Annotated in this window: 12 protein-coding genes; 8 read left to right on the top strand and 4 right to left on the bottom strand. The window is 62.9% G+C overall.

What is annotated here, in order from left to right; translation table 11 throughout:
• Positions 1–23 precede the first annotated feature (23 nt).
• Genes dnaJ through QFX32_08350 form a run of 3 tightly spaced genes read right to left on the bottom strand, consistent with a single transcriptional unit; the run spans position 24 to position 3,566 of the window.
• The gene (gene dnaJ / locus QFX32_08360; GenBank protein ID MDI9634047.1) at positions 24–1,154 is read right to left on the bottom strand and encodes a molecular chaperone DnaJ; all 1,131 of its coding nucleotides are present in this window, start codon (positions 1,152–1,154) and stop codon (positions 24–26) included.
• Positions 1,155–1,159: 5 nt separating this feature from the next.
• On the bottom strand, positions 1,160–3,016 hold the full coding sequence (gene dnaK / locus QFX32_08355) for a molecular chaperone DnaK (protein MDI9634046.1): 1,857 nt from the start codon (positions 3,014–3,016) through the stop codon (positions 1,160–1,162).
• A 1-nt stretch (position 3,017) separates the two neighbouring features.
• Positions 3,018–3,566: a nucleotide exchange factor GrpE gene (locus QFX32_08350; protein ID MDI9634045.1), complete on the bottom strand. Its 549-nt coding sequence runs from the start codon at positions 3,564–3,566 to the stop codon at positions 3,018–3,020.
• 289 nt (positions 3,567–3,855) lie between these two features.
• Here QFX32_08350 and purH point away from each other — a divergent pair, with 289 nt between their 5' ends.
• From purH to ilvN, 5 genes are all read left to right on the top strand, one after another.
• On the top strand, positions 3,856–5,340 hold the full coding sequence (purH, locus tag QFX32_08345; protein MDI9634044.1) for a bifunctional phosphoribosylaminoimidazolecarboxamide formyltransferase/IMP cyclohydrolase: 1,485 nt from the start codon (positions 3,856–3,858) through the stop codon (positions 5,338–5,340).
• Between the two features lie 98 nt (positions 5,341–5,438).
• Positions 5,439–6,140 (top strand): DUF4013 domain-containing protein, encoded by a 702-nt coding sequence (locus tag QFX32_08340; protein MDI9634043.1) that lies wholly within the window; start codon positions 5,439–5,441, stop codon positions 6,138–6,140.
• A gap of 198 nt (positions 6,141–6,338) precedes the next feature.
• Complete coding sequence (locus QFX32_08335) at positions 6,339–7,823, top strand: 2-isopropylmalate synthase (protein ID MDI9634042.1); 1,485 nt, start codon at positions 6,339–6,341, stop codon at positions 7,821–7,823.
• Positions 7,820–9,496, top strand: coding sequence for a biosynthetic-type acetolactate synthase large subunit (gene ilvB, locus QFX32_08330; protein MDI9634041.1), 1,677 nt, complete (start codon positions 7,820–7,822; stop codon positions 9,494–9,496). Before QFX32_08335 ends, ilvB begins: the two co-directional genes overlap by 4 nt.
• A complete protein-coding gene (ilvN, locus tag QFX32_08325) occupies positions 9,493–9,996 on the top strand; it encodes an acetolactate synthase small subunit (protein ID MDI9634040.1) in 504 nt (167 codons plus the stop codon). The genes ilvB and ilvN overlap by 4 nt, the downstream gene beginning before the upstream one ends.
• A gap of 17 nt (positions 9,997–10,013) precedes the next feature.
• Here the strand turns inward: ilvN and QFX32_08320 are convergent, their stop codons facing one another.
• Complete coding sequence (locus QFX32_08320) at positions 10,014–10,415, bottom strand: DNA polymerase ligase N-terminal domain-containing protein (GenBank protein MDI9634039.1); 402 nt, start codon at positions 10,413–10,415, stop codon at positions 10,014–10,016.
• Between the two features lie 167 nt (positions 10,416–10,582).
• On the opposite strand from QFX32_08320, the gene QFX32_08315 reads away from it, so the two are divergent.
• From QFX32_08315 to QFX32_08305, 3 genes are read left to right on the top strand one after another with little or no spacing between them, the layout of a single operon-like run.
• A complete protein-coding gene (locus tag QFX32_08315) occupies positions 10,583–11,893 on the top strand; it encodes an FAD-dependent oxidoreductase (protein ID MDI9634038.1) in 1,311 nt (436 codons plus the stop codon).
• Positions 11,890–12,864 (top strand): glycosyltransferase family 4 protein, encoded by a 975-nt coding sequence (locus tag QFX32_08310; protein ID MDI9634037.1) that lies wholly within the window; start codon positions 11,890–11,892, stop codon positions 12,862–12,864. Before QFX32_08315 ends, QFX32_08310 begins: the two co-directional genes overlap by 4 nt.
• The gene (locus QFX32_08305; protein MDI9634036.1) at positions 12,861–13,565 is read left to right on the top strand and encodes a glycosyltransferase; all 705 of its coding nucleotides are present in this window, start codon (positions 12,861–12,863) and stop codon (positions 13,563–13,565) included. The genes QFX32_08310 and QFX32_08305 overlap by 4 nt, the downstream gene beginning before the upstream one ends.
• Positions 13,566–13,651 lie beyond the last annotated feature (86 nt).

The following is a 13,651-nucleotide window of genomic DNA, read 5'->3' as shown; positions in this document are numbered from 1 at the left end:
ATTCCCGCCCGAGAAAAAGCGGCTCATTTCTTCCCCATGAACGACGAGAAGAAACCCTTCTTCGTGTCCGGCAACCTGTGGCCCTCGAGTTCGAGGATCTTCTCGTAGAGGCTCCGGATCTCCGCCTTGGGTTGCTTGGGGATGACGACCTTCACCCTGACGAGGAGGTCCCCGGGTTTCCCCCGCCGGCGGACACCCTCGCCCGGGATCTTCAGGGCCGCGTTGTGCTGGATGCCGGGGGGGATGACGAGCTCCACTCTCTTCCCGTCGATCGTCTCCACCTCGACAGTGGAACCCACGACAGCCTGGGCAGGGCTCACCTCGATGTCCGTCTCGAGGTTGTCACCCGACCGCCTGAACTTCGGGTGCGGCCTCACCTGGACCTCGATGAAGAGATCGCCGTTCGGGGCCCCGTACTCTCCCGCTTCCCCGAACCCCTCCATCCGGAGACGCATCCCCGTGTCGATGCCCGCGGGGATGTGGACCGTCACCTTGCGGCGCACCTGCATGTGCCCCGAGCCCCTGCACACGGTGCACTTCCTCTCCGGGATACGCCCCAGGCCCCTGCACTCCGTGCACGTGCTCATCCGGACGAACTGGCCGAACACCGTCTGGCTCATCTGGCGCATCTGGCCGGATCCCCCGCACCTCGGGCAGTGGACCAGTTTCCTCGTCTCGCTCCCGGTCCCGTGGCAGTGGGTGCACGCCTCGGTGTGATTCACCTCGATATCCTTGTCGGCGCCAAAGACCGCGTCTTCGAGGGATACCTGCATCCGCATCAGGAGATCGGCACCGGGCCTCGGTCCCATGGGGCGCGACCCGGAAAAACCACCCCCGAAGAAGTCAAATATATCTCCAAAACCAGAGAAATCGGCGGAGAATCCACCGCCGTAGTATCCCCCGCCTCCCGTGTACGATCCCTTCGACGCGCCGGTGTACGCCTCGTGGCCGAGGTGGTCGTACTGGGCCCTCTTCTGGGGGTCGGAGAGGACGCTGTACGCCTCGTTTATCTGCTTGAACTTCTCCTCCGCCCCCGGCTCCTTGCAGACGTCGGGGTGGTACTTCCTCGCGAGGTTCCTGTAGGCTTTCCTGATCTCCTTCTCGTCCGCGTTCCTGGGAACACCCAGGATCTCGTAGTAGTCACCCCCCGGCATGGGGCTCACTCGTCTTTGACCCTGAAGTCCGCGTCAACGACGTTTTCGTCCCTTGATTCCGGTTTCTTCCCGGAACCTCCCCCGGGATTCGAGGATGCCCCGGCCGACGCGTGGCGCTCTGCCTGTGCCTTCTGGTATATCTTCGTCGTGATGTTGTAGACTGCCTCGGTGAGGCTCTCCATCTTTGCCCTGATCTCCTCGGTCTTGTCCCCCTCGAGGGCCTTGCGGAGTTCCGCGATCCCTCCCTCGACCCTCTCCCTGTCGGCCGGCTCGATCGAGGCCGCGTTCTCCTTCAGGAGCTTCTCGGCGTTGAAGATGGCCATGTCCGCGGAGTTCCGGAGCTCTATCTCCTCCCTCTTCTTCCGGTCTTCCTCCTCGTACCTCCGCGCCTCCTCGACCATCCGCTTTATCTCGTCCTCGGAGAGCTTCTTTGCACCCTTGATGGTGATCGCCTGCTCGTTCCCGGTCCCGAGGTCCTTTGCCGAGACGTGGAGTATCCCGTTCGCGTCGATGTCGAACGTCACCTCGATCTGGGGGACACCGCGCGGGGCGGGCGGGATGCCGGTGAGCTGGAACCGCCCGAGCGTGAAGTTGTCCTTCGCGAGCGCCCTCTCACCCTGCACCACGTGGATCTCGACGCTCGTCTGCCCATCGGCGGCGGTGGAGAATATCTGGCTCTTCCTCGTCGGGATGGTCGTGTTCCGCTCGATCAGCTTCGTCGCGATTCCCCCGAGCGTCTCGATCCCGAGGGAGAGCGGTGTCACGTCGAGGAGGACGATGTCCTTCGTCTCGCCCGAGAGGATCGCTCCCTGGATCGCGGCACCGATCGCGACGCACTCGTCCGGGTTGATCCCCTTGTCCGGCTCCTTCCCGAGTATCCTCCTCACGGTCTCCTGCACGAGGGGCACCCTCGTCGACCCGCCGACGAGGAGGACGTGGTCGATCTGCTCCGGCGTGAGCTTGGCATCAGCCAGTGCCTGCCTGACCGGGATGACCGTCGATTCCACGAGGTCGGCGATGAGCTGCTCGAACTTCGCGCGCGTGAGGTCGATGTCGAGGAACTTGGGGCCATCGGGTCCCGTCGTGATGTACGGGAGGTTGATGTTCGTCTTCATCTTCTGCGAGAGCTCGATCTTCGCGTTCTCCGCGGCGTCCCGCAGCCGCTGCATGGCGATGGGGTCAGACCGGAGGTTGATGCCCTCTTTCTTCTGGAACTCCTCGACGAGGTAGTCGATGATCCTGTTGTCGAAATCATCCCCGCCGAGGTGGTTGTTCCCTGCCGTCGCCTTCACCTCGAAGACGCCGTCGCCGAGGGTCAGGATCGAGACGTCGAAGGTACCCCCGCCGAGGTCATAGACGAGCACCGTCGCGTCGTTCTCCTTGTCAATCCCGTACGCGAGGGCGCTCGCGGTGGGTTCGTTTATGATGCGCAGGACCTCGAGCCCCGCGATCGTGCCTGCATCCTTCGTCGCCTGCCTCTGGGCATCGTTGAAGTACGCGGGGACAGTGATGACCGCCTTCGTGATCTTCTCCCCGAGGTAGGCTTCCGCGTCTGCCTTGAGCTTCTGGAGGATCATGGCAGAGATCTCCTGCGGGGTATAGACCTTGTCGTCGATCCTCACCTTCTCGTTCGTCCCCATCTTCCTCTTGATGGACTGGATGGTCCTCGTGGGGTTCGTGATCGCCTGCCTCTTCGCGAGGCTGCCCACGAGCCTCTCCCCGTCCTTGGTGAATGCGACGACCGACGGCGTTGTCCTCTGCCCCTCCGCGTTCGGGATCACCACGGGCTTTCCGGCCTCCATGATGGCCATGCACGAGAACGTGGTCCCGAGATCGATTCCGAGAACTTTCTCCTTTGCCATGTCACTCTCCCTCCTTCTTGCCTGCGACTGTCACCTTGGCGCACCTTATGATCCTGTCGTGCATCCTATAACCGCAGCAGATCTCGTCTATCACCGTCCCTTCCTCCTCGCTGGACGGAACGCACGCGATCGCCTCGTGCTCGGTGGGATCGAACTTCTTCCCCCTCGCCCTGATGGGAACCACCCCGTGTCTCTCCATGACAGCGAGGAAGAGCTTGTGGATCTGTTCAAGGCCCTCGTACGCGGACGAAGGGTCTGCGGAGAGAGCCCGCTCGAAGTTGTCCGCGACCTCGAGGAGATCCGTCGCGAACGCCGCGAGCGCACGCGTCGACCGCTCGTGAATCTCGCGTTCCACCCGTTTCCGGTAGTTGTCGAAATCAGCGGCGAGGCGGAGGAACCGGTCGTTCAGCGCGGCGTACTTCTCCCTGAGGTCCGCGATGTCCGCGGGGGACGGGTCGCTCGCAAGGGGGTTTCCCTCTCCCGTGTCGGGAGAGTCTTGCTCCTTTTTTCGATCAGGGTCAATAAATTCCTCCCCTTGGGACGGATCCATACGTCTATCGAATATTTATTGCATTGTGGTTCTATATAAAATTGTCTAAATTGCCGTGGCGCGAATATCCTCCCGCCGTATGATTTCAGGGTAAAATACGGTTGTACCACGTCGTTTCGCGGACGCATCGTCCAGCCTTCCCACCGTCTCCCGGGCCCGCGCATGCCGTGGTCCGGCTGCCATGGACCCGCGGCCATCACCCGGCCCCAAGGCGGGGAAAGGGGAGACCGTCGTTCCCCCGGGTCCGCCCTGCATCAGGCTCTTATGCCATCCACTCTCATTATCGAGTATGCAGTGGGCACTCCTCTCCGTGTGGAACAAGGAAGGAATCGTGGAACTCGCCACCCACCTTTCGCGCCACGGCGTGAACATCATGTCATCGGGCGGGACCGGGTCCCTCCTCAGGGCCGCCGGCATCCCCTTCACGGAGGTCGCGGACTACACGGGTTTCCCCGAGATGATGGACGGGAGGGTAAAGACCCTCCACCCGAGGATCCACGGCGGACTCCTCGGCAGGCGCGGTACCGACGACGCCGTGATGCGCGAACACGGGATAGTCCCCATCGACCTCCTCGTCGTCAACCTCTACCCCTTCGGGGAGATGGCCGCGCGGGGTCTCCCCCTCGAGGAGCTCGTGGAATTCATCGACATCGGGGGGCCGGCGCTCATCAGGGCGGCAGCGAAGAACTACCGCGACGTTGCCGTCATCACCGATCCCGGCCAGTACCCCCTCGTGGTCGGGGCGCTTGAGAGGGGAGGGTTCTCCCCCGACGAGAGGCTCGCACTCGCGAAGGCCGCCTTCGCGAGGACCGCCGCGTACGATGCAGCCATCAGCAATTACCTCCACGCGCTCGGGAAGGATTTCCCCGACGTTCTCACGCTCCAGTTCACCAACGGCCGGACCCTCAGGTACGGGGAGAATCCGCACCAGAAGGGCGCGGTGTACGGCGCGGCGGGGCTCGCCGGGCAGGAGCCCCTCCAGGGGAAGCAGATGTCCTACAACAATTACCTCGACCTCCATGCCGCCGCGGGAGTCGCGAGGGAATTCTCCGAGCCCGCGGCCGTGATCGTGAAGCACAACAATCCCTGCGGTGCCGCGACGGCGGACTCCCTGCTCGATGCGTACGTCCTCGCCCGGGAGAGCGACCCGGTCTCCGCGTACGGGTCCGTGGTCGCGCTCAACGGGGAGGTGGACGGCCCCCTCGCCGAGGAGATCACGCGCACGTTCGTCGAGGTCGTTGCCGCGCCCTCTTTCTCGGAGGATGCCCTGGAAATCCTCCGGAAGAAGGAGAACCTCAGGGTGATACCCCTGTCCGCGCCCTGCCCTTCCCGCGAGGTGAGGTCCATAGACGGGGGGATCCTCGTCCAGGAGACCCCTCCCTACAGGGAGGAGTGGCGGGTGGTGACAGACCGCGATGCCACGCCCAAGGAGCTCCGGGCGATGCGGTTTGCATGGAAGGTGTGTACCCACGTAAAAAGCAACGCGATCGTCTTCGCAGACACCCGCAGGACCCTCGGGATAGGGGCAGGGCAGATGAGCAGGGTGGATGCCGCGAAGATCGCCGTCGAGAAGTCACGCTTCTCCCTCGCAGGTTCCGCCGTCGCGTCCGACGCGTTCCTGCCCTTCCCCGACACCCTCGAGATCGCCGCCGCGGCAGGCGCGACCGCCATCGTCCAGCCCGGCGGGTCCATCCGCGACACGGAGGTCATCGAGGCTGCAAACAGGCTCGGAATGGCGATGGTTTTCACCGGTATCCGGCATTTCAGGCACTAGCGGGCGGAAAACCGGTGGCGGGGAGGGGGTAAGTTTAAATTCGTTTCGGTAAGATTAGTCAGTGCACGCCACAGGTGATTCAAATGGATTATGGAAACATGTTAGGAGATTCCCTGGGATACGCAAAAGACGGTCTCGTCGGCCACTGGAAGAGGTGGATACTGCTCGTCATATCCACCATCATATTCCCCCTCATGATGGGATACACGATGGAGATATGGAGGGGGAAGAAGCCTGCACCGGACCCCGAGCAATGGGGGAAGCTCTTCATCGATGGCCTCAAACTCCTCGTCGCCACGATCATCTACGCGATTCCTGTCTTCCTGATCATCCTCGTATTCGGCGGATTTGCCCTCTTCATGGCACTCCAGAAGGCGGCGATGTCCGGGGACCCGAATTACTTCACCACGCACGCCGCAGAACTCATGCCGCTCGTTGGCGGATTCTTCGTCGGCGTGATCATCGCACTCATCGTCGGATTCATCATCGGGCTCTTCTCGATGATCGGGTTCGTCCGCATGGCGAGGACCGAGCGCTTTGGAGAGGCGTTTAACTTCGGTGCGATCCTCGACACGATCAGGAGGATAGGGTGGGGCAGCTACATCATCGCGGTCATCATCCTCTTCATCGTCGCGGGGATCATAGGACTGGTCCTGAACCTGATAGGGAGTATCCCCTACGTGGGGCTCATCCTCTGGATCGTCCTGCTGCCGTTCCTCATCATCTTCGAGGCACGCTACATCTGCATGGTCTACGAGAGCGCCGGGGAGCAGCAACCAGTGACCCAGGGCAGTGCCTAACTGTCATTTACAGGCTATAAACGCCCAATTTTTTCCAGCTTTTTTTCGACAACCGGCTTTTCCCACCGCCCAATCACCCGGGAAAAATCACGGGGCAGAGCGATGTTCCCCTGCCCTCCACTCCCGGAATCCCCGCATCCATCTCATTTATGAGATATCCGGACAATAGGAGATCTCGTGGTGGATCGTCCATGACAGATTGTTTTATTCACCGGGAAGATCCGGTTCTTTGATACCACCCTCCGGGACGGCGAGCAGACCCCCGGTGTCTCCCTGAATCCAGAACAGAAACTCGAGATCGCGACGCTCCTTTCTGACATCGGTGTCGACGTCATAGAAGCGGGTTCTGTCGCGGCATCCGAAGGTGAGAGGAAAGCCCTCCGGCTCATCTCGGACGCGGGACTCGATGCCGAGATCAGCACGTACGTCAGGGCCGTGAAACAGGACATCGATTACGCGGCCGATTTCGGGGCAGACTCCGTTCACCTCGTCGTTCCCGTGAGCGACCTGCACATCACGAAGAAGATGCGCAAGTCAAGGGAAGAGATCCTCGAGATGGCGTTTGAGGCCGTCACGTACGCGAAGGACCGCGGGCTCGTCGTGGAGCTCTCGGGGGAGGACGCGTCCCGTGCCGACCCGGCCTTCGTCCGGGAGGTTTACGCGGGGGGAATCGAGCGCGGTGCGGAGCGGCTCTGCTTCTGCGACACCGTGGGTCTCCTCACGCCGGAGCGCGTGCGCGAGGTGATCCCGGGTCTCTGCCTCGCCCCCCTCTCCATCCACTGCCACGACGACCTCGGGATGGCAATGGCAAACACCGTCGCGGCCCTCCGTGCCGGGGCGAACTGTGCCCACGTGACCGTCAACGGCCTCGGGGAGAGGGCGGGGAACACGCCGCTCGAGGAGCTCGTCATGGCACTCGAGGTCCTCTACGACTACCGGACCGGGATCAAGACCGAGAACCTGTACCACCTCTCCTCGATCGTCTCCCGCATGACCGGCGTCCCCCTGCCGACGAACAAGGCAATCGTGGGAGAGATGGCATTCACCCACGAAAGCGGCGTCCACGCCCACGGTGTCCTGCGCGAACCGAGCACCTACGAGCCGGTTCCCCCGGAGATGGTGGGGAGGAAACGCCGCATCCTCCTCGGGAAACATTCCGGGTCGGCCGCGGTCGAGGCTGCACTCGCCGAGATGGATCTCCACCCGAACGAGGCCCAGCTCAAGGAGATCCTCAAGCGGATAAAGGAACTCGGCGACCAGGGGATGCGCATCACCGACAACGACCTCATCGCGATCGCGGAGGCCGTGATGGCGATCGAGTGCAAGCCCGTGCTCGAGCTGAAGCAGTTCACCGTCGTGAGCGGGAGCCACGTCATCCCCACGGCTTCCGTCACCCTGCTCGTGAAGGGCGAGGAAGTGACGGGGGCTTCGACCGGGAACGGACCCGTGGACGCGACGATGCAGGCACTCCGGAAGTCGGTCGCGGCCGTGGGGGACATACGCCTCGAGGAATACCGCGTGGACGCGATACACGGGGGAACGGACGCTCTCGTGGACGTGACGGTAAGATTAAGTAAAGACGGAAAGATAATTACGTCTCGCGGCGCCCGCACGGATATCATCATGGCAAGCGTGGAAGCGGTGATCGCCGGCATGAACAGACTCTTAAGGAGAGAAGAATGAAGACCGGAGCCAGGATACTCGTCGAAGGACTACAACGCGAAGGGGTCGAGACCATCTTTGGATATCCCGGCGGTGTAGTACTGCCCATCTACGATGAACTCTACGACTCGCCGATCCGGCACATCCTCGTCCGGCATGAGCAGGCAGCAGCCCATGCCGCCGACGGGTTCGCGAGGGCGAGCGGGAGGGTGGGCGTATGCCTGGCAACCTCCGGCCCGGGAGCCTGTAACCTGGTCACGGGGATCGCGACCGCTTACATGGACTCGGTCCCCATCGTCGCCCTGACCGGGCAGGTTCCCACGAGCCTCCTTGGGAACGACGCGTTCCAGGAATCGGACATCACCGGCATCACGATGCCCATCACGAAACACAACTACCTCGTCAAGAGGACCGAGGACCTCGGCCACATCGTGCGGGAGGCCTTCTTCATCGCGAGGACAGGCCGCCCCGGTCCCGTCCTGATCGACCTGCCCAAGGACGTCAGCACGAGGGAGGTCGAATTCGAGTACTCGGACTCCGAGACCGTCTCGCTCCGGGGCTACCAGCCCACGTACCGGGGGCACCCGAAGCAGATCGAGAAGGCCGTCGATCTCATCCTCGAGGCAGAGAGACCCCTCCTCTACGTGGGCGGGGGCGTCATCTCCTCGGACGCGTCCCCCGAGCTCGTCCAGCTCGCGGAGACGCTCGGTATCCCGGTCACGACGACGCTCATGGGGCTTGGGGCAATCCCGTGCGACCACCCCCTCAACCTCGGGATGCTCGGGATGCACGGGACGCGGTACGCGAATTACGCGGTCACGGAGACCGACCTCCTCATCGCCATCGGCGTCCGGTTCGACGACCGCGTGACGGGAAAGATCGACACGTTCGCGTCCCAGGCGAGGATCATCCACATCGACATCGATCCCGCCGAGATAGGGAAGAACAAGCGCGTCGACGTCCCGATCGTGGGGGACGCGAAGTCCGTCCTCAAGGACATGATCGCCCGCGTCCAGAAGAAGAAAGACTACGCGAAGTGGCACGAGCGGATACGCAGCTGGAAGGAGAAGTACCCGATGCGGTACCGGAAAGACGGTGCCCTCCGCCCGCAGTACGTCATCGAGGAACTCTCGGCTCTCATGAAGGGCGAGGGGATCATCGTGAGCGAGGTGGGACAGAACCAGATGTGGACTGCCCAGTACTACTGCTTCAAGAAACCGAGGGGCTGGATCACGTCGGGAGGCCTCGGGACGATGGGGTACGGGTTCCCCGCCGCGATGGGTGCACACTTCGCGAGGCCGGGGGAGACCGTCTTTGACGTCGCGGGGGACGGCAGCTTCCAGATGAACATCCAGGAGCTCGGGACGGTCTCGCACTACAGGATCCCCGTCAAGGTCGCCATCCTGAACAACAGGTTCCTCGGGATGGTCAGGCAGTGGCAGGAACTCTTCTACGACAGGAGGTACTCCTACACCGAGCTTCCCCCCGTGGATTTCGTCAAGATCGCGAACGCGTACGGCATCGACGGGATGAGGGTCGAAGACCCTTCGGAGGTCCGGCCCGCGCTCAAGGCCGCGATCGAGACGGAGGGTCCATTCGTCCTCGATTTCCGGATCGAACGCGAAGAGAACGTCTTCCCGATGGTCCCCGCCGGGGCCGCCATCAACGAGATGATCGGGGGTCCGTGCGAATGAAACCGCACACGCTGAGCGTCCTCGTCGAGAACAAGCCCGGCGTCCTCTCGCGGGTCACCGGGCTCTTCTCCCGCCGCGGTTTCAACATCGAGAGCCTCGCCGTGGGGGTGTGCGAGGAGCCCGGGACGAGCCGGATCACCATCGTCTGCATCGGGGACGACGCCCAGATCGAGCAGGTGATGAAGCAGCTGAACAAGCTAATCGACGTGATCAAGGTCTCAGACCTGACAGAGAACGACCGGGTGGAGAGGGAGCTTGCCCTCATCAAGGTGAACGCGGAGCCCGGGAGCAGCCGTGCCGAGATCATGCAGCTCGCGAGCATCTTCCGCGCCCAGATCATCGACGTCGGGGCAAAGACACTGGTCCTCTCCGTGGCAGGGGAGACGAAGAAGATCGACGCGCTCGAAAAGCTCCTCCGCCAGTACGGCGTGAAGGAGCTCGTCCGGACAGGGACGATTGCGATTCTCCGCGGCTCAAAGACCGTCAAGAGCGCGAAGTGAGGGGTGCGGGGAAACCCTCATTTTCTGGGGCGGATCAGGAGCCAGTCCTTCCCTTTCCCGCCTCTGAACCGGACGAGCACGTATTTCCCGCGCGTCCTCTCCCCCTCGAGCACGACCTCGATCTTGTCCTCCCCCCACGAGATCTCCGTGTACCTCCCGGTATCCCAGAGGGAGACCTCCCCTGCCCCCGGCTCCCCCTCCGGGATCACGCCCTCGAATCCCGCGTAATCCAGCGGGTGGTCCTCTGTCTCTACCGCGAGCCTCTGGTCGCCCGGCACCTCCGGCAGGCCCTTCGGCACTGCCCACGACTTGAGGACACCGTCACGCTCGAGCCTGAAATCGTAGTGGTGGGTGCGGGCGAAGTGCTCCTGGACGACGAAGATGCCGCCACGGTCCGTGTTGCCTCCTCCCTCCCTCACGTGGTCACTTCTCCCCGCCGTTCCCCACGCCGAGAGGAAAAGCGGGTACCGTCATCCCGGCAGGAACGCCCCACTCCACCCCGCTTCCCGTCCCGTCCACGGCTTTTTTCCCCGTGGGACTTCTGGACGGTCAACCATATAACGCCAGCGGTCGCATAGTACTGCCTGTGCGCACACTCATCCTCGGCGGCGGCCTCACGGGAATCACGCTCGCACGCCTGTTGCACGAGCGCGGCCACGATGTCCTCGTACTCGAGGGGGAGGAGAGGATCGGGGGCCTCTGCCGGTCGCGGTCTGCCCGAGGTTTCACCTTCGACACCGGCGGATCGCACGTCATATTCTCCCGGGACAGCGAAGTCCTCGGGTTCATGAAGAGAGTCCTCGGCGAGAACAGGGAGGAACGGCGGAGGAACACGAAGGTTTACTACAAGGGCATCCTCGTGAAGTACCCGTTCGAGAACGGTCTCGGAGACCTCCCCCCGGAGGACCGCTTCTTCTGCCTCAACGAGTACATCAAGGCGTACGTGAAGAGGGAGAAGGGAGAGACCGGGGTCCCGGCCAACTTCCGCGAGTGGATTTATGCGACCTTCGGGAAGGGGATCGCGGAACTCTACCTCGTCCCCTACAACGAGAAGATCTGGAATTTCCCCACCGAGCGGATGTCTGCCCACTGGGTCGAGGGGAGGATCCCGATGCCACCCGTCGAGGACGTCATAAAGTCCGCCCTCGGGATCGAGACGGAAGGGTACACCCACCAGCTGGTCTTCACCTATCCCGCGACCGGGGGCATCGAGGCACTCGTGAGGGGCCTCGCGGCGGGACTCGAGGGAAAGGTACTCACGGGTTTCCGTGTAGAGTCTCTCCGGCGCGCGGGCAATACGTGGGAGGCGGGAGACGGGAGGAGGACCGTGAGGGGCGACCGGGTCATCAGCACGATTCCCCTCCCCGAGCTTGTGAAATGCCTCGACGGCGTCCCGCCGGAGGTCTCCGCCGCCGCGAAACGCCTCAAGTACAACTCTGTCGCGTGCATCCAGATCGGGCTTCGGGGGACGGTCCCGCCGCTCTCGTGGGTCTACGTCCCCGACAGGCATCTCTCGCCCGCAAACCGCATCTCCTTCCCCTCGAACTACAGCAGGCACGTCGCCCCCGAGGGCCACTCGTCGATCCTCGCCGAGGTCACGTACAACGAGGGGGACGGGATATCGGCGATGACCGACGGCGACCTCGCCGCCGTGGTGATCGATTCGCTGGAGAGGATGGGGTTCCTCGCTGCGGATAGAGTCGTTTACACCGCTGTCGACAGGCAGAAATACGCGTACGTCGTGTACGACCTCGAGTACCTAGGGAACATCCGGGTCCTGAGGGAATTCTTCGCGGAGCAGGGCATCGCACTCGCGGGGAGGTTCTCGCGGTTCGAGTACCTGAACATGGACGGCTGTATCCGGCAGGCCATGGAGTTGCTGGAGGGATGGACCTGAAGGTCAACTTCTACGTCGAAGACATGCTTTTCTTCCGGTACATCGGGTGCGCGACGGTCGCGAGGACTCTCTGCCGCTCGCTCCGGGAGATCCCGGGCCTCGAGGTCACGTGGAAGGCGTTTGCGAACTCCGCGGACATCGTGCACTTCCACACGTTCGGGCCTCTCGCCGCCCTCAATCGGCGTCTCTCGAGGGGGAAAAAGGTCCTGACCGCCCACTCCACGCCGCGGGTCAACATGGACAACATCGCGCTCGCCCGCGCGATAAACAAGAGGTACCCGCAGATATACAGGAGCTTTGACCACATCATCACCATATCCCGTCCCTGCCACGAGGAGGTGACCGCGATGGTCCCCGAGATGCCCGTCACGCTCATCCCGAATGGAATAGACCGCGAGTTCTTCAGGAGGGACGAGGAGAAGGGGCAATCGTTCCGTGAGGACCACGGCATTCCGCCGGAGAGGAAAGTCGTCCTCACGGTCGCGCAGCAGACGCCGAGGAAGGGTCTCTACGACTTTCTCTCCCTCTCGCGCGCGTGTCCCGACAAGACCTTCGTGTGGATAGGCGGTTTTCCCTACGGGGTTTTCTCGAAGGACTACCACAAGATCAAGCACCAGAAGCTCCGCTGCGGGCGCAACGTCATCTTCCCCGGCCACGTCAACGACATCATCAGGCCTTACAGCGCGGCCGACGTCTTCTTCATGCCGTCCTACGCCGAGACATTCGGCCTCGTGATCCTTGAAGCACTCTCGTGCGGCCTTCCCGTCATCGCGAGGGACATCCCCGAGTTCCGCGATATCTACGGGGACAGCATCCTGTACTTCTCCGACACGCGCGATGTGCCCGCCCTCCTCGAGGACGAATCATCGCTCGAGCGCTGCGCCCGCGGCGCGAGGGATTTTTCCGCGAGCTTTGACATCAGGGACATCGCACGGCAGCACGTGCGCCTCTACAGGGAGATCCTCGAATGAGAGTATCCGTCGTCGTCCCCGCGTACAACGAGGCGGGTACAATCGGGCGCTGCCTCGCGTCGCTCTCCCGCCAGACCATCCCAAGGACCGACTACGAGCTGATCGTCGTTGACGGCGGCTCCACGGACGCGACGATCGCGGAGGCAGAGCCCCTCGCGGATCTCGTCTTCGTCCAGACGAGCAGGAGGGTGGGGGGCGCGAGGAACGACGGGATCCAGAGGGCAAAAAGCCCGATCGTCGCGACCACCGACGCAGACTGCATCGTCTCGCCGACGTGGCTCGAGGTCATCCTCGAGGATTTCTCGAGGTTCCCCGACGCCGTCCAGCTCTACGGGCCCGTCGATCCCATCGAGAAGACCTTCAAGAATCACCTCTCGCTCGCCCTCGCGAACACCTTCGCGCGGGTGGGCTACTCCACGGGCACATTCTACTACACCCTCGGCTGCAACACGGCCTTCAGGAAGGACGCGTTCGTCCGTGCCGGGATGTACCGGTGCATCGACGCGGGGGACGACCTCGAGATCGCGGTGCGGATGGCAAGGCAGGGGAGGATCGTGTTCGACAACCGGATGCGCGTCGGGTTTTCCATGCGGAGGTACGAGAAATTCGGGACGCTGAAATCGCTCTACGAGTGGGCGAGGATCGTCGCGCAGGGTGGAACATCGGAAAAGTACCAGTATACCCGGCGCAACTACAAGTGAAGTCTACGGTCCCCCTCTCCTCCCGTGGTCCCACCATGAAAATATGCCGGGACCCGCCGGAGACAGAAAAATTGGATGGCAGGATG

Origin of the sequence: Methanolinea sp. (assembly GCA_030055515.1) — an archaeon.
Taxonomy (GTDB): domain Archaea; phylum Halobacteriota; class Methanomicrobia; order Methanomicrobiales; family Methanospirillaceae; genus Methanolinea_A.
This window is presented reverse-complemented; position numbering and strand designations above follow the sequence as displayed.